General features: G+C 43.5%; 25 protein-coding genes, 1 pseudogene and 1 riboswitch. Of the genes and pseudogenes, 16 read left to right on the top strand and 10 right to left on the bottom strand.

Translation table 11 applies throughout. The annotated features are described in order from the left end of the window. Positions 1-4 precede the first annotated feature (4 nt). Positions 5-703: a LytR/AlgR family response regulator transcription factor gene (locus WC615_RS08905; RefSeq protein ID WP_372977757.1), complete on the top strand. Its 699-nt coding sequence runs from the start codon at positions 5-7 to the stop codon at positions 701-703. 112 nt (positions 704-815) lie between these two features. Next, positions 816-1,352: a hypothetical protein gene (locus tag WC615_RS08900; protein ID WP_372977756.1), complete on the top strand. Its 537-nt coding sequence runs from the start codon at positions 816-818 to the stop codon at positions 1,350-1,352. A 74-nt stretch (positions 1,353-1,426) separates the two neighbouring features. Here WC615_RS08900 and WC615_RS08895 read toward each other — a convergent pair whose 3' ends face one another. From WC615_RS08895 to WC615_RS08880, 4 genes are all read right to left on the bottom strand, one after another. After that, positions 1,427-3,031: an FAD-dependent monooxygenase gene (locus WC615_RS08895; RefSeq protein ID WP_372977755.1), complete on the bottom strand. Its 1,605-nt coding sequence runs from the start codon at positions 3,029-3,031 to the stop codon at positions 1,427-1,429. A 5-nt stretch (positions 3,032-3,036) separates the two neighbouring features. Further along, entirely contained in the window at positions 3,037-3,747 is a 711-nt protein-coding gene (locus WC615_RS08890) for an SAM-dependent methyltransferase (RefSeq protein WP_372977754.1), read from the bottom strand. Between the two features lie 85 nt (positions 3,748-3,832). After that, positions 3,833-5,089: a pyridoxal phosphate-dependent aminotransferase gene (locus WC615_RS08885; RefSeq protein ID WP_372977753.1), complete on the bottom strand. Its 1,257-nt coding sequence runs from the start codon at positions 5,087-5,089 to the stop codon at positions 3,833-3,835. 254 nt (positions 5,090-5,343) lie between these two features. After that, positions 5,344-6,408, bottom strand: coding sequence for a branched-chain amino acid aminotransferase (locus WC615_RS08880; protein WP_372977752.1), 1,065 nt, complete (start codon positions 6,406-6,408; stop codon positions 5,344-5,346). A gap of 110 nt (positions 6,409-6,518) precedes the next feature. Here WC615_RS08880 and WC615_RS08875 point away from each other — a divergent pair, with 110 nt between their 5' ends. Then, the gene (locus WC615_RS08875; RefSeq protein WP_372977751.1) at positions 6,519-6,995 is read left to right on the top strand and encodes a hypothetical protein; all 477 of its coding nucleotides are present in this window, start codon (positions 6,519-6,521) and stop codon (positions 6,993-6,995) included. Between the two features lie 123 nt (positions 6,996-7,118). Here the strand turns inward: WC615_RS08875 and WC615_RS08870 are convergent, their stop codons facing one another. Further along, positions 7,119-8,072, bottom strand: a complete 954-nt coding sequence (locus WC615_RS08870; RefSeq protein ID WP_372977750.1) for a tryptophan 2,3-dioxygenase family protein — start codon at positions 8,070-8,072, stop codon at positions 7,119-7,121. A gap of 101 nt (positions 8,073-8,173) precedes the next feature. After that, positions 8,174-8,238, top strand: a riboswitch (Fluoride riboswitch). A 28-nt stretch (positions 8,239-8,266) separates the two neighbouring features. Here WC615_RS08870 and WC615_RS08865 point away from each other — a divergent pair. Together WC615_RS08865 and WC615_RS08860 are read left to right on the top strand one after the other, a co-directional pair. Continuing rightward, positions 8,267-9,601 carry a voltage-gated chloride channel family protein gene (locus WC615_RS08865; RefSeq protein ID WP_372977749.1) on the top strand — a complete coding sequence of 445 codons (1,335 nt, stop codon included), beginning with the start codon at positions 8,267-8,269 and terminating at the stop codon, positions 9,599-9,601. A 67-nt stretch (positions 9,602-9,668) separates the two neighbouring features. Next, positions 9,669-10,139, top strand: a complete 471-nt coding sequence (locus WC615_RS08860) for a universal stress protein (protein ID WP_372977748.1) — start codon at positions 9,669-9,671, stop codon at positions 10,137-10,139. A 76-nt stretch (positions 10,140-10,215) separates the two neighbouring features. Here the strand turns inward: WC615_RS08860 and WC615_RS08855 are convergent, their stop codons facing one another. Further along, positions 10,216-11,505 carry an HAD-IB family phosphatase gene (locus tag WC615_RS08855; protein ID WP_372977747.1) on the bottom strand — a complete coding sequence of 430 codons (1,290 nt, stop codon included), beginning with the start codon at positions 11,503-11,505 and terminating at the stop codon, positions 10,216-10,218. A 183-nt stretch (positions 11,506-11,688) separates the two neighbouring features. On the opposite strand from WC615_RS08855, the gene WC615_RS08850 reads away from it, so the two are divergent. Both WC615_RS08850 and WC615_RS08845 read left to right on the top strand, forming a co-directional pair. Further along, positions 11,689-12,261: a Crp/Fnr family transcriptional regulator gene (locus WC615_RS08850; protein ID WP_372977746.1), complete on the top strand. Its 573-nt coding sequence runs from the start codon at positions 11,689-11,691 to the stop codon at positions 12,259-12,261. A 95-nt stretch (positions 12,262-12,356) separates the two neighbouring features. Continuing rightward, complete coding sequence (locus WC615_RS08845) at positions 12,357-13,091, top strand: SDR family oxidoreductase (RefSeq protein ID WP_372977745.1); 735 nt, start codon at positions 12,357-12,359, stop codon at positions 13,089-13,091. A 62-nt stretch (positions 13,092-13,153) separates the two neighbouring features. On the opposite strand, the gene WC615_RS08840 is transcribed toward WC615_RS08845, so the two are convergent. Next, positions 13,154-13,789: a hypothetical protein gene (locus tag WC615_RS08840; RefSeq protein ID WP_372977744.1), complete on the bottom strand. Its 636-nt coding sequence runs from the start codon at positions 13,787-13,789 to the stop codon at positions 13,154-13,156. A 217-nt stretch (positions 13,790-14,006) separates the two neighbouring features. On the opposite strand from WC615_RS08840, the gene WC615_RS08835 reads away from it, so the two are divergent. From WC615_RS08835 to WC615_RS08810, 6 genes are all read left to right on the top strand, one after another. Further along, positions 14,007-14,777, top strand: a complete 771-nt coding sequence (locus tag WC615_RS08835) for a Ku protein (protein ID WP_191176979.1) — start codon at positions 14,007-14,009, stop codon at positions 14,775-14,777. An 89-nt stretch (positions 14,778-14,866) separates the two neighbouring features. Further along, positions 14,867-15,427 carry a ferritin-like domain-containing protein gene (locus WC615_RS08830; RefSeq protein ID WP_372977743.1) on the top strand — a complete coding sequence of 187 codons (561 nt, stop codon included), beginning with the start codon at positions 14,867-14,869 and terminating at the stop codon, positions 15,425-15,427. 205 nt (positions 15,428-15,632) lie between these two features. Continuing rightward, the gene (locus WC615_RS08825; protein WP_372977742.1) at positions 15,633-16,283 is read left to right on the top strand and encodes a hypothetical protein; all 651 of its coding nucleotides are present in this window, start codon (positions 15,633-15,635) and stop codon (positions 16,281-16,283) included. A gap of 92 nt (positions 16,284-16,375) precedes the next feature. Beyond that, entirely contained in the window at positions 16,376-17,032 is a 657-nt protein-coding gene (locus WC615_RS08820; protein WP_372977741.1) for a hypothetical protein, read from the top strand. A gap of 161 nt (positions 17,033-17,193) precedes the next feature. Beyond that, entirely contained in the window at positions 17,194-17,655 is a 462-nt protein-coding gene (locus WC615_RS08815; RefSeq protein WP_191176982.1) for a PA2169 family four-helix-bundle protein, read from the top strand. Between the two features lie 154 nt (positions 17,656-17,809). Continuing rightward, the gene (locus tag WC615_RS08810) at positions 17,810-18,544 is read left to right on the top strand and encodes an acyl-CoA desaturase (RefSeq protein ID WP_372977740.1); all 735 of its coding nucleotides are present in this window, start codon (positions 17,810-17,812) and stop codon (positions 18,542-18,544) included. Between the two features lie 96 nt (positions 18,545-18,640). On the opposite strand, the gene WC615_RS08805 is transcribed toward WC615_RS08810, so the two are convergent. Beyond that, complete coding sequence (locus tag WC615_RS08805; protein WP_372977739.1) at positions 18,641-19,273, bottom strand: hypothetical protein; 633 nt, start codon at positions 19,271-19,273, stop codon at positions 18,641-18,643. 332 nt (positions 19,274-19,605) lie between these two features. Between WC615_RS08805 and WC615_RS08800 the strand changes: the two genes are divergently transcribed. From WC615_RS08800 to WC615_RS08790, 3 genes are all read left to right on the top strand, one after another. Further along, on the top strand, positions 19,606-19,866 hold the full coding sequence (locus WC615_RS08800) for a DUF4834 family protein (RefSeq protein ID WP_372977738.1): 261 nt from the start codon (positions 19,606-19,608) through the stop codon (positions 19,864-19,866). A gap of 4 nt (positions 19,867-19,870) precedes the next feature. Further along, positions 19,871-20,167: a hypothetical protein gene (locus tag WC615_RS08795; protein WP_372977737.1), complete on the top strand. Its 297-nt coding sequence runs from the start codon at positions 19,871-19,873 to the stop codon at positions 20,165-20,167. Between the two features lie 86 nt (positions 20,168-20,253). Continuing rightward, positions 20,254-22,752: a YfhO family protein gene (locus WC615_RS08790; protein ID WP_372977736.1), complete on the top strand. Its 2,499-nt coding sequence runs from the start codon at positions 20,254-20,256 to the stop codon at positions 22,750-22,752. An 88-nt stretch (positions 22,753-22,840) separates the two neighbouring features. Here WC615_RS08790 and nadD read toward each other — a convergent pair whose 3' ends face one another. Both nadD and WC615_RS08780 read right to left on the bottom strand, forming a co-directional pair. After that, positions 22,841-23,416 carry a nicotinate (nicotinamide) nucleotide adenylyltransferase gene (nadD, locus tag WC615_RS08785; RefSeq protein ID WP_372977735.1) on the bottom strand — a complete coding sequence of 192 codons (576 nt, stop codon included), beginning with the start codon at positions 23,414-23,416 and terminating at the stop codon, positions 22,841-22,843. Between the two features lie 99 nt (positions 23,417-23,515). After that, positions 23,516-23,766 (bottom strand): annotated as a pseudogene (locus tag WC615_RS08780) (guanylate kinase); the annotation flags it as partial.

The raw sequence follows: 23,766 nt of genomic DNA, 5'->3' as shown, positions 1-23,766 counted from the left end.
TACCATGGCTTTAAAATGTGTTGCTATTGATGATGAACCCCTGGCGCTTGAACTGATCAAAAACTATGTGGCCTGGTTCCCGGCCCTGCAGTTGGTAAATACTTTTGAAGATGCCGTATCCGGCGCCGAGTACCTGCGCAATAACCCCATCGACCTGCTGTTTATTGATATTAACATGCCCGATATTACGGGGATCGACCTGGTGCGTTCTTTAGCCGTTAAACCGATGGTGATATTCACCACCGCGTATAAAAACTTTGCTTTTGAGGGATTTGAGCTGGAGGCTATTGATTACCTCCTAAAACCCATTGATGTAAAACGTTTTGGCAAGGCGGTTGAAAAAGCCGTTGAGTATTATAAGTACAAAACCTCATTTACCAAAGAGGGTGAGGACGAAAGCCTGTATGTGTACTCTGAATACCGCATGGTAAAAATTGAGCTTAAAGAGATAGAATATATTGAAAGTATGGAGGATTACATCAAGATCCACCTGCATAATGCCAAAACTATATTAACCCTGATGCCGCTTAAAAAGGTATTGGAAAAACTGCCCGGGGATAAATTTCAGCGCATTCACCGCAGCTATATTGTACCGGTAAAAAAGATCATCTCTATACAGGGCCGAAAGGTAAAACTGGCGGATATAGAGCTGCCCATCAGCGACAGCTACGCCGATTTTGCCCGCCGTTGGGTGAAAATGTGATTGAAAAAATCGGATAGTCGATACATCACCGCCGTTTACCGATACTTGCTTCCCCTCCCTGCCTGTTACGGGTACATTTATATTAATATTAATTACCCTTACTTCTATCACCATGACAAAGGCTATCATAAAACTCACATACAAACAAGTTATCGATGCATCATCAACCGGCGATTTTGAAAAGAATGTACTGTTTGCATCCTACCAGGAATTTCTGCTGAAATCGCAGGCGTATAACCCCGGCGATAAGCTAAAAACCTTCAGCGAGATGAAAAATAATGATGGCCGGGCTAACCTGCTGCATTATAAGCTGAGTTTTGTCATCGGCTACTTTATTGAAACATTGAAGAACAAGATACCGGCTTTGACAGATACACTGGGTAACAGCATCACTTTTGAGGTACCTAAGTTCGAGCTGATAGAATCGGATGTTACCACCATGGCGGCCCACAAGGTAGCTATCAATTACATCACAACCGAACTTACACTTTTAAATACCATTGGCGAATACCTGGTACTTTCAGCAGGCAACGGTGAAGAAACATTTACTATAAAAATGCAGGATGGCTTAGCCATCACAAGCTATCAGCAGGCAGAGAGCAAGGCCATTGTTAACGGGCATAGTATGTTAAGTAAGCTGAGCGCTTAAATAAGAGAATACCCCTTTTTTCATAATATATATATAGTTTGGTGGGGCGCCCTAAGGTTTGGGGCGCTCTTTTTTTATGCTTTGATAAAGCCTGCCACGTTGCGCAGGTAATTGTTCATCATGGTTATATCCACAATATCGTTCAGGTAACCGATGTGCAGATCCGGGCGGATGATGAGCGCTTTGCGCATCCCGGCTTTTACTTCAAAAGCATCAAAAATATGCCAGTTGGTGTTTGATGGCGGCAGGTGAAAGAAGTTGATGCTGCCCTGGTAATCCTGCGTTATCCATTTGGCAAGGGTAAACAGGTAAGCTTCCGGTATCTCGCCAAGTGTTATCAGTGTAAAGCCCGGTTTACTGCACCAGGTGTGGATATCAGTCTTCGTTTTTTTCTTCTCGTCAAATATTTCAAAGTACGGCAGGCGGTCGCCGGCTTTTATATGGGTACTTGTATTACCCAATTGCAGGTTTAGCTTGCTATCACGATAGCTGATGCCGGTTTGCGATACCTGCCTGAAGAAGTACCCACGCAGTTTTTCGCTTTTCCAGATCAGCTTTAAGGCATTCGGAACGATATAGCGTTTCAGCAAGCCGTTAAACCAGCTGCGCGATGAGATCACATTAAAGATTCTGTCGGTAGTGCCCAGCAATTCTTTAGCCACCGGCATCCGCTCGATGGCGTAACTGGCCAGGATGGTTTGTTTAATTTGCCCATTGATTACCGCTGCCAGTTTCCAGCCCAGGTTATAGGCATCCTGCAGGCCGGTGTTCATGCCCTGCCCGCCAACCGGCGAGTGGATATGCGCGGCATCGCCAATTAAGAAGCAACGGCCATCGCTAAACTTCTCGGCCATGCGGTGGTGCAGTTTGTATATGGTGAACCAGTTTACCTGTTCTATTTTAACATTTGCTTTGGTAATATTTTGCAATTCGGGCAGTACATCATCAATATCCAGGTCTTCCTTGTTTTCCAGCCCATCGGGCAAGCTGGCCACTATCCTGAACGCCCTTTCTTCAGGCATGGGGAAAAAACCGGCAAAGCCTGTTTTAGCCATAAACAGGTTTACCACATCGCCCGGCATTTCGCTGGCCAGCTTTACATCTGCCAAATAAAATTTATGCTGATAGGTATCGCCACTGAACGGGATAGCTAATTGTTTACGTACCACGCTGTGCGCGCCATCGGCACCAACAACATAATCGCAGGTGAGGGTATGCGTAGTATCGCCGTTTTGCAGGCTTACTTCTACCGTGTCTTTATTTTGTTTTAGGCTGATGAGGGTTGTTTCCCAGTATACCGGGCAACAGGCGGTAGTTAAATATTCCAGCAGGGTGCGCTCGTTTTTGCTTTGCTGGTACAGGTGGATGAAGGGATACAGCGTTTGGGTATTCCCCAAATCTTTTAACGCTATGGAGGCCAGTGGCTCACCATCCACATTAAATGTTAAGCCACCGGCTTGTTTGCCGCCGCTGATCACTTTATCTATTACCCCCAATTGTCTATAGATCTCGAGCGAGCGGGCCTGTACCGCTAATGCTTTTGATTGACTGGTTGGCCCCTGCTTTATATCAATGATAATAGGCTGCACCCCGTTGCGCAGCAATTGCGCAGCCATCATCAGTCCGGATGGCCCGGCGCCAACTATCAGTACACTGGTATGTTGCGGCAGGGCTATCATCTCATTTACGCATGGAACAATAAAAATATAGCAGGCCGTTTACGCAGATCTGGCACCTGTTTTTGCCATTCGGCTATGGGCATGGTTTTTATAAACTCGGTAGGCGCGGTTATATCGCAGGCAATGCAAAGGCGGGTTGTGGGTTTACAACTCTTCAAAACCTCCTGCAGCATGCTATCGTTACGGAAAGGTGTTTCAATGAACAGTTGCGTTTGCTTGTTCTTCTCGGCCAGGCCTTCCAGTTCCTTGATACGTTTACTACGCTCAATCTTATCAATTGGCAGGTACCCGTTAAAGGTAAAACTTTGCCCGTTAAAGCCTGATGCCATCAGCGCCAACAAAATAGAGCTTGGGCCAACCAGTGGAACAACCTTAATACCTTTACGGTGCGCCTCGGCTACTATGTCGGCACCGGGGTCGGCAATACCGGGGCAGCCGGCTTCGCTCATCAGGCCAACATCGTTACCGGCTATCAGTCCTTTAAAAAACTCTTTAAGGCCGGCATCGCGGTTATGTTTGCCATAATCATGTATTAGTAATTCGCTTTGCGGGGTTTTTAAACCGGCCAATTTTAAAAAACGGCGGGCGGTTTTCTCGTTCTCTACAATGTATTCTTTTACACTGTTAATGGTATCAACCAAATACGGGGTGAACGATTGGGCCGCGGCCTCGTCTGCAAGTGGTACAGGTATTAAATAAAGGGTTCCGTAAGCCATAGTTATTATCTTATAATGCAAAAAGCGAGGTTAAGTTTCGCTTGATATTAAAAGAGACGCGAAGTATCGCGTCTCTACAGTTTTATTATTTCAGTTTTGCCAACGCTTCGCGGATGCGTGGTATCATCTGCTGGATCTCGGTCAGGGTAGTAGCTCCTACCGATGCCCTGAACCAGGTAACATCTTCGCCGGTACCAAATGCCGAGAACGGCACCAAAGCAACACCCGCCTCTTTGATCAGGTAAAAATTCACATCGGCGCTATTGGCCAATACTTTACCATCCGGCGTGGTTTTGCCCACATAATCAACCCTGATGGTTAAGTAAATGGCGCCCATAGGCTCTATCGAATCTACATTGAAACCATCGGCCTTTAACGCCTGGAAACCTTCGTGCAGGGTACTTAAGCTGGCCTGTATATTACCTTTTAGTTTATCAAGGTAAGTGTTAACGTAAGTGTCATTTTTAAGGTATTCGGCCATCGCAACCTGCTCTGCCTTTGGCGACCATGCACCCATGTGGCCAACAATGGCTTTCATGTTATTTACGATGAACGCCGGACCAAAGCCCCAGCCCACACGTACACCTGTTGCGGCAAAACATTTCGATCCGCCGTCAATAAACACGGTATAATCTTTCAATTCCGGGCGCAGGGTTACCGGGTCATAATGTTTGTATTCGCCAAAAGTTAATTGCGAGTAGATCTGATCATATAATAAGTACAATGGTTTCTCGCCCGCACCGCGGCTTTTGTTTTCGGCAATTACCAGGTCGCAAATTTCTTCCAGGTCTTTTTTACCAAACATGGTACCGGTTGGGTTTAGCGGCGAGCATAATGCCAGCATAGTAGCGCCTTTTAAATGCGGGGCTATCTCATCTGCCGTAGGCATAAAATTATTCTCGGGGCGGGTTTCTACCAAAATGGCTTCGGCACCGGTCAAATCACAATAATGGTTATTGTTCCATGATGGTGTAGGGAAAACCACCTTATCGCCCGGATCAACCAGGGCCAGGTAGGTAGAATAGATCAGCGGGCGCGAACCTCCTGAAATCAGTATCTGGTTGGAAGCGTAATCCAAACCCATCCTGTTTTTAAGGAATGCCGATACGCTTTCGCGCAGGCTCAGCATACCATCGGCAGGCGGGTAGTTGGTTTGGTTATGGTTATAGGCATCAATAATGCCGTCTTTCAGTTCGGTTGGGATAGGATAAATATCAGCATCAAAATCGCCAATGGTTAGGTTGGCAATGTTTTGGCCTTGTTTTTTTAATTCGTTTATTTCGCCGGCTATTTTAATGATCTCTGAGCCGTGCAAATTTTGTGCTAATACTGATACTTTCATTGGTATAATTTTACGAGGTGCAAATATAGGGTTATTGAGGTGAATGGTAAAAGGTTCTTTCCAAGTCCCAGCGGGACTTCTGGTTGGTAGCAATAGCAAAACATAGCACCAGGCGTTCCTATAGGAACGCTTGGTAATGGCAAATGAATAACCTACCAACCAAATGCGCCTACAGCGCATCAGAATAAACCTGTAAAACAAAAAAAGTCCCCGTATTTTCATGCGGGGACTTTTATATTTAAATAAGCTTAAGCTTATACAATGTAGTTCCAGCCGTGGGTATCTTCTGCGCGGCCATACTTAATAGCATCGAGGGTTGTGAGTATCTTTTGAGAAAACTCGCGGGTAGCGGGATCGCTCAGGGTATATTCTTCGCCATCAACACTGATAGAGCCAACCGGGGCAATAGTAGCGGCAGTGCCTGCACCAAAGGCATCGGTTAGTTTGCCGTTTTTAGCGCCTTCAACCAATTCGGCAACTGATACCTTGCGCTCTTCAACCGGGATACCCCAATCTTTAGCCAGGGCAATAACGGTGTCGCGGGTTACGCCATCAAGGATGGTATCTTTTGCTTCGGCGGTTATCAGTTTACCATCTAACAGGAACATCGCGTTAGCGGCGCCCATTTCTTCAACATATTTATGCTCTTTGGCATCTGTCCAGATCAACTGGTCAAAACCTTCTTCGGTAGCTTTACGCGCAGGCAGCATTGACGAACCGTAGTTACCGGCAGCTTTTGCAAAACCCATACCGCCTTCGGCAGCGCGGGTGTAGTGCGTTTCAACCTTAACACGCAGTGGTTTTGAAAAATATGGACCTGTTGGGCCAATAATAACCACATATTTATACGTAGCCGATGGGGTTACACCCAAATATGGATCGGTAGCGAACATAAACGGACGGATATACAACGCGTGATTAGCTTTGGCCGGGATCCATTCGCGGTCAAGATCAACCAATGCCGCGATGCTTTGTACAAATACCTCTTCAGGTAAAGTAGGCATGCAAAGGCGCTCTGCCGATTTGTTGAAACGGATAGCATTCTTATCCGGACGGAAGATAGAGACCGTACCATCAGCATGCTTGTAAGCCTTAATACCTTCAAAAAACGACTGGCCATAGTGCAGCGCAGAAATAGCAGGGCTCATCAGGATTGGGCCATAAGGCAAAATCTCAAAATTCTTCCATTCGCCATCGGCGTAATCAGCCACTAACATGTGGTCAGAGAAAACCTTGCCAAAAGGCAGGTTGCTAAAATCCGTCTCAGCCAAGCGTGAGTGAGCGGCTTTGGTTATTTTTATGTCCAGTGTATCGGTCATGGCAGTATAGATTATCATTCAGAAAATGGCAAGGTAGCAATTTTTGCGTAAATGTTTAGCTTTTTAGCTTGCTGAACACTATATTACAACAAATTAACAAACTACAGATTATGCCCATATACCGCTTTAGCCCCCAGGGGAATATCGACATGAAAAAAACCTGGGTACGCACTATGTGGGTATACTATGGGGTTATTATAGCGGTGTTTACCTATAACCTGCTTTACAAAGGGCATAATGCATTAAGCATAGGCATATTTGTGGTTATTATAACGGCACTGGGTTTTGGCTTTATATTCGGGCGTAAAAAGTATTTCGCGATCATCGATAGCACCGAATTGATCACCGACGATACCGGGGTAACACTAAGCGTGAAAGACCGCCCAGATATTACCATAGCTTACCTTAACATCAAGAAGATAGTTCATCGTAAGGATGGCATCCAGCTGATCGGGAAACTACCTGCCGACGGATCCATGATCATCATCAATAAGTTTGAGGATTTTTACGGGATAGAAAAACTGGTTACCGATAAGGTTAACGCTAACGAGTTGCCTGCCGATAAGCAGGGGGCTATAATTAGGTAATTGTCAGCATGTTGTAATGTCTAAAATTGCGATATAGCTGATTATAAGTTATTTACCCGTGTTCACAAGCGTTCACGGCAGTGAACGTGAACACCCGTGGACGTTTGAGGGCGTTTGAAGGCGCTACAATTCGCTTATAACCTTTTCTACCCAGGCCTTACCCCAGTTCTCTAACTGTTCGGCACTCCATAATGAGGGGTAAAATATCCGGCGCTGAAAGCGCGGAGGCAGGTATTTCTGCCAGTTGGTACCGCCGGTTGCCTTGATGTCTTCCGGGTCGCGGTTTAGGTAACGCACCGCCGATTTATAGTGACAAAGCGGCCAGTTCACATTTACGTTTACATCCAGCTGCCTCAACTCATCTTCCAGCGCTTTGGTGCTTTCCCCTTTATATTGAAATTGCTGCAACAGCGCGTTGAAGTTTGTATTTACTACACTTTTACCAAGCTCGATAAATGTTTTGGCGTATTTTTTTTCGAACTGGTTTAGGGTGAGTGTTTTTTTACCGGTTGATAGCTCGGTAGCGCCGTACTTCCAGTAGATCTGTTCAAACTGGCTTTCGATAGGCTGGTTACCGAGGGCTTCGCGCTGATCGGCAATTACCAGGTTAATGAAATCAGTAGCGTGGATCTCTATCATCCGGTACTGCCCGCTCTGGAAACCGCTGGCCGGCAATAAACTCATCCTAAATTGCAGAAACTGCTGCTTCTCCATACCATCCACCATAATCTCGAACGAATGGGTAAGCGCTTCAAAATAGCGATTAATGCGCCCTATACGTGCTGTAAAAAAAGCGGCGGTAAGGTTTTCGGCATGGGCTATTTGCTTGCACTCGTGCAGGGCAAGCTTAAAATACAGTTCGGTTATCTGGTGGTACATGATGAAGATCTCTTCATCCGGGAACGGTGTTTTTGGGCTTTGCAGGCTCAGCAACGTATCCAGGTGAATGTAATCCCAATAGGTTAAAAAGTCGGCATGCAGCAGGCCGTCAAGGTAGGATATCATATCCTGGCCCATGGCGTCATATTTTTCCTGTAGCAGCGTAAGTCTTTTTTCTATTTCGGGAGAGATGCTCATATGCCCCAAAGATAGGAGTCTTTAGTCAGAAGTCGTACTGCATCAAAAGACTTTCGACTTTGTACTTTAAACTTTCTATTAAAAAACTATATTTGTGTTATACAAACAAAGGCAATGGTGTTCTGCCTATTTGAACCGCTGCAAAGCTGATGACGCCTACTCAAATAATTTATTCATTTATTTGCATGTAGGTTATGTTTAAAAATTTCTTTTCCAAACAAGTTTCGCTCTTAAGTTACCTAATCCGCTGGACGCTGATCAGCATACCTGTGGCCGTTGCTATTGGCAGCATGGTGGCTTTGTTTCTGTGGCTGCTTAACTGGGCCATTCACTTCCGTTTTGCGCATACCTGGTTATTATATCTGTTGCCTGCGGCGGGTGTGGTTATACACCTCCTTTATAAATGGTATGGGCAAAGTGCCGAGCGAGGTAATAATTTAATAATTGATGAGATACACGAGCCCGGCGCAGGTGTGCCCAAACGCATGGCCCCGCTTATATTGGTTACTACCGTTATTACCCATCTTTTTGGCGGCTCGGCCGGGCGCGAGGGTACAGCAGTGCAAATTGGCGGCAGCCTGGCCAACCTGTTTGGCAGTTGGTTTAAACTGAACGAAGCTGATAAAAAAGTGGTGCTTACCGCCGGTGTTGCCGCGGGTTTTGGGGCGGTATTTGGTACACCATTAACCGGGGCCATTTTCGCGCTGGAGGTTATTGCTATTGGTCGTATTCAGTATAATGCCTTATTGCCTTGCCTTATCGCAGGCCTGGTTGCTGATGTTACGGTATCGGCATGGGGGGTACACCATACGCCGTATCACATAGGTGTGGTTAATACCGGTCAGCAATTTTACGGGCACAAAATACCGGTTAGCTTTTTGCTGTTGGGCAAAGTGATCGTGGCTTCCGCATTTTTCGGATTGGCAAGTTATGCCTTTGCCAAAGCAGTGCATCTTGTTAAGAATTTATCACTGAAATGGATCAAGGTAAACTGGCTTATCCCGGCTTGCGGCGGGTTAGTCATTATATTACTTACTTATATCTTGGGCAAGCCCGATTACCTGAGCCTTGGTGTTGATGCCGAATATCCCGGTGCGGTAACAATTGTTTCGGCTTTTCAGCATGGCGGCGCACATCTGTTTAGCTGGTTTTGGAAACTTGTTTATACCAGCGTTACCCTGGGCACGGGCTTTAAAGGGGGCGAGGTTACGCCATTGTTTTATATTGGCGCAACAATGGGAAACACTCTTGCCGAATTGATGAACGCCCCGGTAAGCCTTTTTGCAGCCCTTGGTTTTATAGCTGTATTTGCCGGTGCTACCAATACACCGCTGGCCTGTACTTTAATGGGGATTGAACTTTTCGGCGGTGAATACGCCATTTTTTTCGCGGTAGCTTGCTTTACCGCTTACTTTTTTAGCGGCGAAGGAGGTATTTATTCTGCGCAGCGCATAGCAGAGCCAAAGCCGGGCAGTGATAAAGACAAAACCAATCATTTTAAACGGATATTTAATAAATACAGACTATAAAATAAGCCGGTTGCCAAAAACATATTGCGGGTTGATTGTTTAAATTAAACATACCAACCCTTACCCCATGAAGATTAGCAAGATACTTATAGGCATTGACGACAGCAAGTTTGCCGAGTACGCCGCATCATACGGCTTTGATATTGCACATACTTTTAATGCCCATGTGGGTTTGGTGCATATTGTTGAGCCGGCCATAACACCCGAAACATCATCAGACAGCATTTTAGGGATGCCAATGGGCAGTCCCGATTTTAACGAAATGAATCTGCTCGATATTCAGAAAGAGAATGCCGAAAATATAATAGACCGCACCGTGAAAAAATACGCTAATGGTTTACAGGTTACTCATTTTAATGAGTATGGCGCAACTGCCGATGGTATTTTAAATTGTTGCAAAGAATTTAAAGCCGACCTGATCGTTATTGGCACCCATAGCCGCAGCGGTATTGATAGGTTACTGATGGGCAGCGTTGCTGAAACCGTTGTGCGTAACTCGCATGTGCCGGTGCTGGTAGTGCCTTTGGTAGAGGAATAGTAAATAAAAGCCTATATCATTACGGGCGATAGCGCGGCATTCTCAGAGCACAAGCAGATATGATGATGATGCCATTTTAATACAGCAATCTAAACTTTATCGTTTCCTCAATAGCTTTCAACTGGCTTAATACCTGGGTATCGTAACCGGTGTTTACATCGGTAATTACATACCCAATTTGCGGGTTGGTCACCAAAAATTCACCTACTATGTTGATGTTATGATTGGCAAACACCTCGTTTATCTGCGCCAGTATACCTGGTACGTTTTTGTGGATGTGAATGAGCCTGTGGGCGTTGTTGATACGTGGTGGCTGCAAGTCGGGGAAGTTACAGCTCATGTGTGTTTTGCCCTCGTTCATAAAAGCAAGCACCCTGCGGGGGATAAAATCAACATTACGCGGGTTTGCCTTGGGGTCGTCAAAAATAATGATACCTTTTTCGCAGGCGGCCTCGGCCAGTTTGCGGCCAACGCGGCCAAAGCAACCTATTACCTTTAAGCGGCCTGCATTTTGCAATTGCTCGGGTTTTGGCAAGTTGGCCTCGTCGCAAAACAATACGCCGGCTTCGTCTAAATATTTTTCTTCAATATTATCGCGGTGGCGCAGGTTATAACCTTCGCGTTTCATTTGCGCAAGTGCCTCTTCATCAACCTGGCCCACAATTAAACACTTAATGCGGTTTTTGGGATATGATATAGCCCTGGGCAGTTTGTTGATGTATAAAAACTCGTCGAAGCTTGGGGTAATATGGTCGGCCTTTTCGGCTACAGATTTACGTTCGATGTTCTCGGTAAAGGCAAAGAATTTTTTGATCATGCCCGATTCCTTCAACTGGAAATCAGAGTAACCATCGCCAATACCATAAATATCGCCCGGTAGGTTCAACTCTTTCAGCAGCTTTACCTTGCCGCCCTCTTGCGATAGCGGGTTCTCTTTATCGTAACCAACTATATTGCCCTCTTCATCAAACACAAAAGTGTTGGCGTAGATATTCTCTTTTTTAATATGATATTCGGTTACAACCGGGATAATAAACTCCTTGAAACCGCCTGATACGATCAGCACCTCGTCCTGGTGGTTTTTAAAAAATGCGGTGTTCCGAGAAAATGATGTCGATACCTTTTTCTTGAGATGGGTGATCAGCATTTTTAAATGATCGCGATTAGCGCAAAGTAGTTTCACCCTTGCCTGCAGGCTCTCGGTGAATGAGAGGCGGCCTTCCATCGAAGCGTTTGTGAGGTCTTCAATCTGTTTATAGATAGCCTCCCTGTCGGGATGATTTTTTAAAGATATGCGTGCTAACTCGTCTAAAGCTTCTACCTGTGTAAAAGTGCTGTCGAAATCTATGATAAAATACTGCTCCATTGGGGTATAAGATGCTGAATTGCAAATGTGCAAAAATTTTGCGGATGCGTGTAAGCGAATGTGTAATAAGAACACCAAACCGGGATTGAGCGGATATATACGATATATAGATCATCTTAATATCGCGTTCTTCAAAAATCTGTTAATCGTAATAATCATAAAAATCCCAGTTATCTTTGCCCTATGCCCAATCGCCTTATAACTTTTTTACAACAACATCGGTTTTTAACAACCGATGAACAGGCATTGATAACCGCTGCTTTTGAGCCGAGGCATTACAAAGAAGGCAATCAGTTATTTAAAGCAGGCCAAGTATGCCGCGAGCTTTTCTTTATTTGCGATGGGGTGATCCGCATTACAGCTACCAATCAAAAAGGCGTGGAACTTACCCACTTCTTTTTAAAGGAGGATAGCTTTACCACCATCCTATACAGCTTTAATAATGAAACCCTTGCCGACGAAAGCATCCAGGCGGCCTGCGATGCGGATGTGCTGGTCATTTCAAAAAGTAAATTGCAGGTACTTTACGGGCAGATACCCGGTTTTAAAGAGCTGATAGACCAGATAACCCAGCAAAAGCTGATGGATAAGATCAAGATCCGCAACGCTTACCTGGGTGAAGATTCTGAAACCCGATATCGCCTTTTTATGCAACAACAGCCCGATATTGTGAGACGTGTGCCTTTAAAAGATGTCGCCGGGTACCTGGGCATCACCCCGCAATCGCTAAGCCGCATCCGCAAAAACGCTAAATAAATCCCCTTCCCTGGCCATCTTCGTTTTTACCATATGGTAAGTGGATATGAAGTTGCACGGCCGAAATTTGTACCATAAATTTTAACAATTGAATTATGGACAATCAAACAAAGCCTTTAGCAGGCAAAAAGGTAATTATATTAGGAGGCAGCGCGGGGATTGGTTTGGCAACCGCTAAACTGGCCGCTACTGAGGGTGCAAAAGTTGTTATTGTATCAAGTAATCAGCAGCGTATTAATAAAGCACTGGAAGAGTTGCCACAAGGCAGCCAGGGTTTCGCAGTCGACCTGAGCCAGGAAGAAAACATCAAAAACTTTTTCGCGAATGCGGGTCAATTCGATCATCTGGTTTACACTGCCGGCGAAAACCTTAGTCTCGATATTATTGCCCGCACCGAAGTAGCAGCTGCACAAAAGTTTTTTAACTTACGTTTCTGGGCGGCCTTTACAGCAGTTAAATACGGGGCGCCAAATATAAAAGTGGGTGGTAGTATATGCCTCATAAGCGGTACCGCTGCCGAAAGGCCGGGTGCAGGCTGGAGCGTGGCTACCAGCATGTGCAGCGCTATGGAAGGTTTTACACGCGCTATGGCAGTTGAGCTTGCCCCTTTACGCGTTAACTGCGTTATGCCCGGTGTTATTAAAACCAATTTGTGGGATAGCATGAGTGAAACCGACCGCGAAGCGCTTTACAAAGCCACTGAAGATACCTTACTATTAAAACGCGTAGGCCAGGCCGAAGATGTTGCCCTGGCGTTTGTTTACCTGATGAAACAAAAGCACAGCACCGGCCAAAACGTTATTGTTGATGGTGGCGGGTTATTAGTATAAAATAAAAAAGAGGGGCAGCACCCCCCGTGCAGCACCCTCTTTAAACTAAATAAAAGAAATCTTTATTTTGTTGTATTGGCGGCCATGTTGGTCAACTTATTAGTTGCAACAAGGTTATTTATCATTTTTGAGTTAAAGGCTATCTCCTGCTTTAAAGCGCCTATACTATTTTTAATGTACATTAATGATTTTAGGCCCTTAATGCCTTTCATTAACCCGGCGCTTTTAATTTCACCCGGCAGCGTTATCAGGTCTTTTGATGATTTTAGCAGGTTTGACCCCATAGCCAGGCACATTTTCGAAAACCCAACCAACTGGTCTGGCGACAATGGTTTTACTTCTGTAGTCGGTAAGCCATCAAGGGTTTGGCCGGTTACACTTGCATACATTTGCGGTACAAGCGCCCTGTTCTCTCTTAGCTGGGTTAACATGGTTGATACCATACCCGCCAAAGCATCTACACCTGCTATGCCGGCTTCTTTAGGAGCTTTTAGCGCATCTGCTTTGGCCAGCGTTTTTTGAAACTCTTCCGATTTTAGCATGGCAACCAGTTCGGCACGTTGTGCCTTTAACTCGTCGATAGTTAAGACTTTTGTGTCTTTAATTTCGGCAGGGTTTTCTGCTACTGTTTCGTCCTGTGCTTTTGCAGCAAAGCATAGTGTTAATGCAAATACCGCGCTGAGTAATAACTTTTTCATAATATTTTTTGAGTGTTTAGTTTATGAATGTAAAGTTCATGCAATCAGCTGTTTGCGGCAATCCCGTTGTGCTGGTATATTATTATACGTGGTAATACGTAGTGGATCAACAGGTGGTAGTATGCCGGCGTTTCTCTATAAGTATTGGTTAATCTTCTCATTTTAAAACCGTTCGCTTTTTTAAAGGTTATAGTAATTGCATTAAAATCATATCGTTATGAGATCTATCTGGAAAGGCTCCCTTGGGTTTGGGTTGGTAAGCATCCCTGTTAAATTGTATTCGGCGGTGCAAACCAGCACGATTGACCTTGACATGCTTGATGCCCGCGACCACGAGCGTATACGCTACCAGCGCGTGAACGAGAAAACCCATAAAGAGGTACCTTACGATAAAATTGTAAAGGGCTATAAGCTAAACGATGATTATATTATTGTAGAGGAAGCCGATTTTGAAGCCGCCGCGCCCGAAAAAAGCAAGGTGATAGAGATAGAAAGCTTTGTTGATATTGCCGACGTAAACCCCATGTTTTACGAAACATCTTACTACACCGAACCCGATACCAAAAATAATAAAGCTTACGCGCTGCTTTTGCAGGCCTTAAAAAAATCGGGGAAGGCGGGGCTGGCCCGTTTTGTACTGCGCAGTACCGAAAGCCTTTGCATTGTACACCCCGTAGATAATGTACTGGTAATAACGCGTATCCGTTTTGGCCAGGAGATACGTGGTACTGAAGATCTGAATATTGCCGATGATGTAAGCATCAGCAAGAAGGAACTGGATGTAGGCCTGGCATTGATAAAGCAATACGCCGAAGATTTTGATGTGTCAAAATTTAAGGACGAGTATAACGATGAATTGCTCAAGATCATAAAAGCAAAATCAAAAGGCAAACGGGCTACCATTAAAAAACTTAAACCACATACAACCAAAAGTAACGACCTGTACGATCAGCTGATGGAAAGCTTGAAAAGTAAAAAGGGAGCATAGTACTTGTAATTAAATAATTATCTTATTAGTAAAACATATAGCCTGGGGTTGTGTTGTTATCATACACAAATTAAACAATATCTACTGCTATGGCAACTACTAAAACAACAACAAAAGCCCCAAAGGCTCCCGAAACAACTGAGATTGTGGAAGAATCGGCATTGAATGAATTGTTTCTGGACGAGTTAAAAGACATTTACTGGGCCGAGAAACACCTGGTTAAAGCTTTACCAAAAATGGCTAAAGCCGCAACGTCTGACGAATTACGGTCAGCTATTGAAACGCATATCACCGAAACCGAAAACCAGATAACCCGCCTTGAAGATGCCTTTGCATCGATAGACGAAAAAGCGGTAGCGGTAAAATGTGAAGCTATGGCCGGTTTATTGAAAGAGGGCGACGAGATAATCTCTGAAACCGAAAAAGGCACATTAACCCGCGATGCAGGAATAATATCTGCCGCTCAAAAAATTGAGCACTACGAGATCGCGTCGTATGGTACATTACGCACACTTGCCTTAACGCTGGGCTATAATAAAGCAGCCGAACTGCTGGAAGCAACTTTGAAGGAAGAAAAAAATTGCGACGGCCTGCTTACCCAGATAGCAGAAGGCGGCATTAACGAAACTGCCAAGAGCGAAAAAGAATAATTTAATACAAGAACTAACTAAAACTGAAGAGGGCTGCCTGAGAAGGCGGCCTTTTTTGTTTTTAAATTTAGCGGGGGGTGTAACACTTGCGCTAAAACGTCCGTCAAGGTAGGTACAATGTTCAAAAAGTATAGTACCTTACTGCCGGCATTGAATTTTATCACAATATATAAATGGCGCAAGCCTGTTAATTTTAATTAAAATAATGAAAAAAAACATCCTAACCTTAATCGCAATTATCACAGTATTTAGCGCCTGCAAAAAAGACAATAACAATAACCCGGGCAATTCAACCGGCGACTACCAACCTACTACTGCAGGTTCGGCATGGACATACCAAAACGAAGCCTCAGTTATAGATGATGTTAATGCAGATCCCGATATTACAACAGTTGTTAACACCATGACAGGCACCACCAAAGTATTTAATGGTAAAACCTTCCACGTTATTAATACCGTTGATGACGGCAGCACCGCCGAAAATTATTTCGGCATTAACGGACACATTTATACTTCACGCAGTGCAGATGATGATGGCGCGGTAGAGATAGATTACCTGGATGATAGCAAAGATGCAGGTTATTCATCTATCACCAATTTACAAATACAAGGTGCCGATGCCCGCTTAAAAACAACTGTTGTAGAAAAAGGCATAACAAAAACTATCCTTAACAAAGCCTACAGCAGCGTTATACATACTAAACTTGAAACCCAGGTAAAAGATGGTGCAAACTATACAACCACCGCTGCCGTAGATTTTTATGTGGCTAAGGGAGTTGGTATAATCGCAATTTATACCAGCATAAATAATATCCAGCTATCAAAATCGGAATTAAAAAGTTACGTTATAAAATAACACCCCGAAATATAAGTGGTTATTTTAAGCCCGTTCTGTTTTTACAGCACGGGCTTTGTTGTTATCTTTAGCAGACATTTAAATCGTATCAGTTGAAAAAATATTTACTTATCCTCATCCCAATCGTTTCTTTGCTTTTGGGCTCGTGTAAAAAAGATGCCGTTGATTATACCGGCTTTGAAACTATCGATCCAAACTCCAGTTATCTGCTATCAAAAAAAGGTACTTATTGGAAATATGAAACAGATTTTAATGGTACAAAAAGCACCAATACCATTACACTTACCGGTAACAAAACAACCATTAATGGTAAAAATTATTTAGATTATACTGGCGAGGCGCCAGGGCAGCCAGTTCAAACTGGGTACTATTATATGGGAAACCATCAATATAATGTACGTGCATCAGCCCAGGGCTACACACTTGATATTTTGTACCTGGTAGATAATTATGAAATTGGCCAGGAATGGACAGGCCCTATTAATGACCAGGGGACCATTAATGGCATCCCGGGCAGGGTAAGGGGTAAAATATTAGAGAAAGGCATTACGATGGAAGTTTTAGGAAAAAAATACACCGGTGTATACCACACACAGGCCTATATTGAATACAATTTGTTTGGCAACGGTTTCGAAAACTTTGGAACTTATGATTATTATATTGCCAAGGGCGTTGGCCTGATAGAAATTGACAGCGAATTAAGCGGATTCAGTGCATCATCTAAGTTGATGGAATATACTATAAAGTAATTGCCTAATAAGTTCGTTTTAAGGCTCACGTGTTTAAATATTCTGATCATTAAAATTATAACGGGTAGGCGCTGCTTTTAATAATAATATTTTTAATTAAAAATTAAATTGGCATGGTGGTTGCATTGGTAGTATCAAACAAAATATAACAATCTACCATTATGGAAACTACCACAGAAAAATCAGTTGAAGTTTTAAACGATCTAATTGAAATTAACAACGACCGTATAGACGGCTTTGATCGCGCATCAAAAGACCTTGGTGAGGCAGATGCCGATTTGAAAGCCGTATTTGAAAAATTTGCAAGCGATAGCCGCCGCAATGTGCAGGAATTAAGTGCTGCAGTAGGCCAGGCCGGCGGCGAGGTTGAAACCGGTAACACAGCAACCGGCACCATCCACCGTGCATGGCTTGATGTAAAAGCTACATTTAGCGGGCATGACCGTAAAAGCATTTTAGAAGAATGCGAACGCGGCGAGGATGCTATTAAAAAGGCATATCGCGAAGCATTATCTGCCGATAATGGTTTAGCCCCGCAATATGCTACCATTATTGCCCAGCAGCAACAAGCTATTAACGAAGGCCACGACAGCATCAAAGCGCTGAGAGATAGCCAGGCATAAGCCACAAATAATTTATTAAAAAAGCCGCTCAGTATAAATTGAGCGGCTTTTTGATGTAAGCAATATTTGTTAACAGTAATTTTAATCCCGAATAGCGTTTTAATCGTATATTTGTAATCATTATAAATAACATTACCTCATAAATTTACTTTTTGTGATCATATTAATTTTCTTTTTAGCCCACTGGTTTCTGTCGTTATTCTTTCAAACGTTTTTCCTGCACAGATACGCTTCGCATAAAATGTTTACTACCAATAAATTTTTTGAGCGTACGTTCTACGTCATGACGTATTTATTCCAGGGGGCATCATACTTAAATCCTCGCGCCTATGCTATTATGCACCGCGAGCATCATGCTTATAGTGACACCGAGAAAGATCCACACTCGCCACACTTTTTTACAGATGTGTTCCAGATGATGTATTATACCGCTGTTAGCTACCGCAAGCACGAGAAAAAATTAAAAGAACCCGAAGAACGCTTTAAAGGCAACTACCCGGAATGGAAATTTTTGGACTATGTAGGGTCGTCAATCTTATCCCGCATTATATTCGGGTTGCTTTACATCGCTTTTTATGTAGTGTTTGCTACACAATGGTGGATGTATTTGCTTATCCCTATCCATTTTATAATGGGCCCGCTGCATGGCGCTATTGTAAACTGGTGCGGCCATAAATACGGCTATTCAAACTTTGATAATAACGATAAATCAAAAAATACAACCCCTTTTGATTTCCTGATGCTTGGCGAATTGTTCCAGAACAATCACCATAAGCGCCCAAATAGCGCCAATTTTGGTGCAAAATGGTTCGAGATCGACCCGGTTTACCCTATCATGAAAATGATGCACTGGGCACGGATAATCCGCCTGCGCAAAGCTTATTTATAGCATAAAGAGGTAAGATCCGGTTTGTTTTTGATAAACAAGCCCGGATCTTGCCTCATTTTTTATGCTGATATTTTATCGATGTTAATCAGGCTCTGATTAATCGGTTAAATGAAAAGCCTGTTTTACCTCCGCATAATTTTTAAAGTTAACCTTGGCGGCAGCTGTTGTATGCACGCCCCCGGGTATAATAGCATATCTGAAGCTATGTGCATTAGATATGCTACCATAAACATTGTTATTATTGGTCATATTAATTTGGATGTGGCCTACCGTGCTCCGGGCCGACCATGTATCAATTTCGGGAGTGGTGCCGCTTAGGTAATTAATTACAATAGGCAATGCGCTCACCTGGTCGGCAGGCCATATTGTTGGGTTATAACCGGCCAGCTTACCATATACAAGTACGGTTCCTTTGTCTAAAATAGCTTGGGTGATTTTAGATGCAGCTATATCATACGTAAAATTGAATGTGCCAAAAACGGTTGTTTTGGTATAAGTTGCAGGGGTTATCCAGTCAGAATAAATTACATTGGCGGTGCCTGTAGCGCCGGCAGGCCCGGTTGCGCCAGTTGCCCCCGCAGCACCATTTGCACCGTTTGCTCCGGCCGCACCGGTATCACCTTTTGTACCGGCAGGGCCTATAGGGCCATCATCACCCTTTTTGCACTTAACAAGTAATGACGATAAGCAAATAATTGATAATAGAAATAAATAGCGTTGTGTTTTCATGACAAATTGTTTTAATGTTTATTTAGTTTTTGATTGTAAATTCATGTATTAATTATCTGTATTTAAATGTGTTATGAATTATCCTGATGCAATGTTAAATACTATAGCGCCGGGGTTTTATGGGAATGATTGAACGGGAAACCCAGGTGAGTGAGAGGTGCTTTTGAATGAGTGAAGGTTTTTTTGGTAACTACCTTGAGTTGGTAATACAACTAAACAGGCAATACTGCTGTAAACGGATAGCGTTTGCAGGCTTTTCAGTATGCCTAAATATCATAACGAAACATTTTTAACGTTATATACTTATATTTGTACGATAAACTAAATACCAGATGATTTTAATACGTGTCCTGATCATAGCCATATGCTCATTATATATCATACGCAGCCTGGTGCGTATATTTTTGCCTATGCTTTTTAACAGCGTAATAAACAAAGCGCAGGAGCAGGCACGCCAGCAACAACAAAACTACCAGCAGCAACAACAACCAAGGCCTGATGGCCGCATACGGGTTGATTATAAACCCGAGGGTAAAAAAAGTTCGGTTCCGGATTCTGAAGGAGAATTTGTAGATTACGAAGAAATAAAATAAACCTATGCTGCCCGAGGAAATATATAAGCGCCGGCGTAACCACAACAACACCCCGCCATCATTGCTTTTGATTTTTACCAACTGTATTGTGCTGGCCGTTCTTATACAAATGTTTACCGGCTGTACCAATATCAACAGTTTTTTTTGGTTGGCCATAGGTGTACTTGCCCTTTATAATGTTTACACCATTCGCCGTAATCGCGAGGAATACAATATGCTAAACATTATCATGTACATAGCCAGTATATTGTTCATGGTATTCTTGTTTTATTATTTTAGCCATCAACCCCATAAGTGCTAAAAACATCTTATAAAAACTTATCGTTTCTAATCTCATTCAATTTTCTATTTTTGAAGATTATAAATATCATCCCTAAAAGAGTTTAAATGAATAACTGGATCAAACGTAATGGCACACACTTAGCTGTTATTGGAATTTTCTTAGCTATATGCTTTTTCTACCTTACGCCTGCATTCCAGGGTAAAACATTAGGCCAAAGCGATGTTATCGGCGCGCAATCCACTCAAAAGGAGATCCACGATTACAGGGCAAAAGATACCACCATATTGTGGACCAACCAGATATTTGGCGGGATGCCTACCTTTCAGATATGGGCCCCCTATCCTAATAACTTAACTACACATATTGTATCGGCAGTAAAGGCAACCTTCCCTAACCCGGTTGATACTATGCTGATATTTTTATTAGGCACTTATTTCCTGTTCACCGTTTTAAAGGTTAACCCATGGCTTGCGGCTGCCGGGGCTGTGGCGTTCACATTCTCAACCTATAATATTATTTTGCTTGTGGCGGGCCACTCTAATCAAGCCTTTGCCATAGCGTTTTTTGCGCCCGTGCTTGCAAGTATTATACTCACGTTAAGAGGTAATTACCTTACAGGTGGTGCGCTCACAGCGTTCTTCCTGGCTATGGAAATCCGCTCCAACCACGTACAAATGACCTATTACCTGATGCTGGCCATCTTTATACTGATAGGTATTGAGCTTTACCATGCCATTAAGGGTAAAACTACCAACGCGTTTTTAAAATCTATTGCCTACCTGGCAGGTGCAACCCTGCTGGCGCTTACCGTAAATGCTTCTATACTATGGAGTACTTATGATTATGGTACCGAAACTATACGCGGGCAATCAAACCTTAAACAAACAACAAAAGAGCCAAGTAACGGCCTTGCTAAAGATTATGTTTATCAATACAGCCAGGGCGTTGCCGAATCATTAACCTTCCTGGTGCCAAACGCGGCAGGCGGTGGTTCTGGTACCGATAACCTCGACCAAAACTCTAAAGTAGCCAAAGTATTTACTTCCAAAGGCGCTACTGATGAGCAGGCCGTTAATATGGCCGGACAAATTACTACTGGAATACCGGGGCTTTCTATGTATTGGGGGCCTAAGCGTCCGTTTACATTTGGCCCGCATTATTTTGGCGCCATTATTTGCTTCCTGTTTGTATTGGGTTTATTTGTAGTTAAAAGCCGTTTAAAATGGTGGCTGCTGGGTACAGTAGTGTTAACCATGCTGCTTTCATTTGGTGGTAACTGGCCATATTTATCAGATATTTTCTTCCATTATTTCCCGCTGTACAACAAGTTCAGGGCGGTTGAATCTATCCTGGCAGTTACCTGTCTTTGCTTCCCGATACTGGCTTTACTTGCAGTGCGGGAGTTTACAACCAACCCGGATAAGAACCTGTTGTTAAAAAAACTAAAGCTTTCTTTTTACATCACCGGCGGTTTAACCCTGATACTGATCGTGGTACCTACACTGCTGTTAAGCTTCAGGGCGTTTGACCAAACAGAAGGGGTTAGCATGCTTAGCCAATACATGAAAGGCGACAGTGCTACTGCTAACGCAGTTTCAAACGCGTTGATTCAGGATCGTACCGCTCTTGAGCGTGCCGATGCCATCCGTGCATTTATATTGATTGCTATTGCGTTTGGCCTGCTATGGGCTTATTTAAAGCAAAAAATAAATACCACGGTAATGTCGGTAGTGTTTTTTGCGATCATATTGTTTGATATGTGGCAGATAGACAAACGCTATCTGAAGGATGCAAGCTTTCAGGATAAGGTGGATGTATCACAGGTGGTTGCACCGCGCGAGATTGACCAGTTTATTATGAAAGATACCGACCCTGATTTCAGGGTGTTTGATATGACCGTAGGGCCTATTAAACAAGATACATATACGCCGTTCTTCCATAAATCAATATCAGGCTACTCAGCAGCCCGTTTAAAAAGGTATGATGAACTTTTGGATAACCAGTTTACAAACAGCGTTAACCAGGACGTGCTGGATATGCTGAACACTAAATATATTATTACTGCCGACCAAAAATCGGGCACAGCCAGCATGCATGCAAATGCAACCGCTTGCGGCCACGCATGGTTTGTAAAAAGTGTTAAGTATGTAAAAGGTGCCGACCAGGAAATGCAGGCCATTAGCAGCTTCTCGCCAAAAGAAGAAGCTATGATAGATGAGCAATACAAAAAAGTGGTTGAAGCAAAACCTATTTCTTTTGACCCGAACGCAACCATTAAACTGGTTAATTACAATCCGCAGCATTTGGTATATCAAACAGGTTCAACCGTTAATTCGGTGGCTATATTCTCTGAAATATACTACTCAAAAGGCTGGAAAATGTATATTGACGGCACCGAGCAACCATATTATCGCGCCGATTATCTATTACGCGCCGCAACTATCCCATTGGGCAACCATAAGGTTGAATTTATTTTCCACCCTGCATCTTATTACGTAGGTGAAAATATCTCGTTAGCGGGCTCTATATTGCTTGTACTGGCCCTTGGTGGCGCAGGCTTTGCGGAGTGGAAAAAGAAAAAGCCCGAAGCTAAAAAAGCATAAGGTAATTTATAAAACGTAAAAGAGCGATGGGGCAGCCCATCGCTCTTTTTTTATGCCGGTTTCGTAGTGCTACACTTAGAGGAGAGTATTAAATCCTGTATAAGCCTTTGCTCTCAATAAAGTTTAAAACCGGGTCGGGTACAAAATATTGCACATTCTTTTTTTCGGCGATAGATTTGCGGATAAACGTAGCCGATAGCTCCATCTGCGGTGTCATGGTGATGGTTACAGATGGGTGCGATGCAAATTCAGCATTTTCATAACCGGGGCGTGGGTAAACAAAAATCTGGTAATCGCGCAGTATCATCTTATAATTTTTCCACTTATGTAGGGTCACCAGGTTGTCAGACCCCATAATAAGTGCAAAATCATGCTCGGGGTATTTTTCCTTTAAATGGGTAAGGGTGTCGATTGTGTATGATGGCTGTGGCAATTTTAACTCCACATCGCTTACGGCAATATTGGTGGCGTTATCTGTAGCCAGTTTGGCCATCTCCAGCCTGTCGTAAGTGTTTATCAGGTCGCCGTATTTTTTTAAGGGGTTTTGCGGCGAGACAACCAGCCAAACCTTATCAAGCGCGGTGTAGTTAGCCATGTAGTTAGCAATAATTAAATGCCCTATGTGTATGGGATTAAAAGAACCAAATAGTAAGCCTATCTTCATTCTTGCTGATGGGTTAATAGTTCATGGATCATAGCAGGCAGAGTACCTGCTATGGGAATAATGCAATCATTATGTAAGCAGGCAGTGCATAACCGTTAGCTACGCGCCAATAAAGTTTTTCACCAAATCTTTAGCCTCTTTGCAAGCCGTATCAAGATCGTAATTTTTCAGGATAATATCAAACTGGGGCGCATAATTCAGTTCTTTTTCTGCTTTTGCAAAGCGCTCCTGTAGTTTTTCGGCACTATCAGTACCGCGGCCGGTCAGTCTTTCTATCAAAACCTCTAACGATGGCGGCTGTACAAATATAGCCAGGGCCTGTTCGCCGTATTTACGTTTAAGGTGCATAC

Origin of the sequence: Mucilaginibacter sp. (assembly GCF_041663085.1) — a bacterium.
Lineage (GTDB): Bacteria > Bacteroidota > Bacteroidia > Sphingobacteriales > Sphingobacteriaceae > Mucilaginibacter.
Note: the sequence above shows the minus strand (reverse complement) of the source record. Positions and strands in the feature narration are given on the sequence as shown.

What these genes read in the sequence shown, in the direction of transcription:
- WC615_RS08905 (WP_372977757.1), top strand. Translation starts at nt 5, where the DNA reads ATGGCTTTAAAATGTGTTGCTATTGATGATGAACCCCTGGCGCTTGAA.
- WC615_RS08900 (WP_372977756.1), top strand. Translation starts at nt 816, where the DNA reads ATGACAAAGGCTATCATAAAACTCACATACAAACAAGTTATCGATGCA.
- WC615_RS08895 (WP_372977755.1), bottom strand. Translation starts at nt 3,031, where the DNA reads ATGATAGCCCTGCCGCAACATACCAGTGTACTGATAGTTGGCGCCGGG.
- WC615_RS08890 (WP_372977754.1), bottom strand. Translation starts at nt 3,747, where the DNA reads ATGGCTTACGGAACCCTTTATTTAATACCTGTACCACTTGCAGACGAG.
- WC615_RS08885 (WP_372977753.1), bottom strand. Translation starts at nt 5,089, where the DNA reads ATGAAAGTATCAGTATTAGCACAAAATTTGCACGGCTCAGAGATCATT.
- WC615_RS08880 (WP_372977752.1), bottom strand. Translation starts at nt 6,408, where the DNA reads ATGACCGATACACTGGACATAAAAATAACCAAAGCCGCTCACTCACGC.
- WC615_RS08875 (WP_372977751.1), top strand. Translation starts at nt 6,519, where the DNA reads ATGCCCATATACCGCTTTAGCCCCCAGGGGAATATCGACATGAAAAAA.
- WC615_RS08870 (WP_372977750.1), bottom strand. Translation starts at nt 8,072, where the DNA reads ATGAGCATCTCTCCCGAAATAGAAAAAAGACTTACGCTGCTACAGGAA.
- WC615_RS08865 (WP_372977749.1), top strand. Translation starts at nt 8,267, where the DNA reads ATGTTTAAAAATTTCTTTTCCAAACAAGTTTCGCTCTTAAGTTACCTA.
- WC615_RS08860 (WP_372977748.1), top strand. Translation starts at nt 9,669, where the DNA reads ATGAAGATTAGCAAGATACTTATAGGCATTGACGACAGCAAGTTTGCC.
- WC615_RS08855 (WP_372977747.1), bottom strand. Translation starts at nt 11,505, where the DNA reads ATGGAGCAGTATTTTATCATAGATTTCGACAGCACTTTTACACAGGTA.
- WC615_RS08850 (WP_372977746.1), top strand. Translation starts at nt 11,689, where the DNA reads ATGCCCAATCGCCTTATAACTTTTTTACAACAACATCGGTTTTTAACA.
- WC615_RS08845 (WP_372977745.1), top strand. Translation starts at nt 12,357, where the DNA reads ATGGACAATCAAACAAAGCCTTTAGCAGGCAAAAAGGTAATTATATTA.
- WC615_RS08840 (WP_372977744.1), bottom strand. Translation starts at nt 13,789, where the DNA reads ATGAAAAAGTTATTACTCAGCGCGGTATTTGCATTAACACTATGCTTT.
- WC615_RS08835 (WP_191176979.1), top strand. Translation starts at nt 14,007, where the DNA reads ATGAGATCTATCTGGAAAGGCTCCCTTGGGTTTGGGTTGGTAAGCATC.
- WC615_RS08830 (WP_372977743.1), top strand. Translation starts at nt 14,867, where the DNA reads ATGGCAACTACTAAAACAACAACAAAAGCCCCAAAGGCTCCCGAAACA.
- WC615_RS08825 (WP_372977742.1), top strand. Translation starts at nt 15,633, where the DNA reads ATGAAAAAAAACATCCTAACCTTAATCGCAATTATCACAGTATTTAGC.
- WC615_RS08815 (WP_191176982.1), top strand. Translation starts at nt 17,194, where the DNA reads ATGGAAACTACCACAGAAAAATCAGTTGAAGTTTTAAACGATCTAATT.
- WC615_RS08805 (WP_372977739.1), bottom strand. Translation starts at nt 19,273, where the DNA reads ATGAAAACACAACGCTATTTATTTCTATTATCAATTATTTGCTTATCG.
- WC615_RS08800 (WP_372977738.1), top strand. Translation starts at nt 19,606, where the DNA reads ATGATTTTAATACGTGTCCTGATCATAGCCATATGCTCATTATATATC.
- WC615_RS08795 (WP_372977737.1), top strand. Translation starts at nt 19,871, where the DNA reads ATGCTGCCCGAGGAAATATATAAGCGCCGGCGTAACCACAACAACACC.
- WC615_RS08790 (WP_372977736.1), top strand. Translation starts at nt 20,254, where the DNA reads ATGAATAACTGGATCAAACGTAATGGCACACACTTAGCTGTTATTGGA.
- nadD (WP_372977735.1), bottom strand. Translation starts at nt 23,416, where the DNA reads ATGAAGATAGGCTTACTATTTGGTTCTTTTAATCCCATACACATAGGG.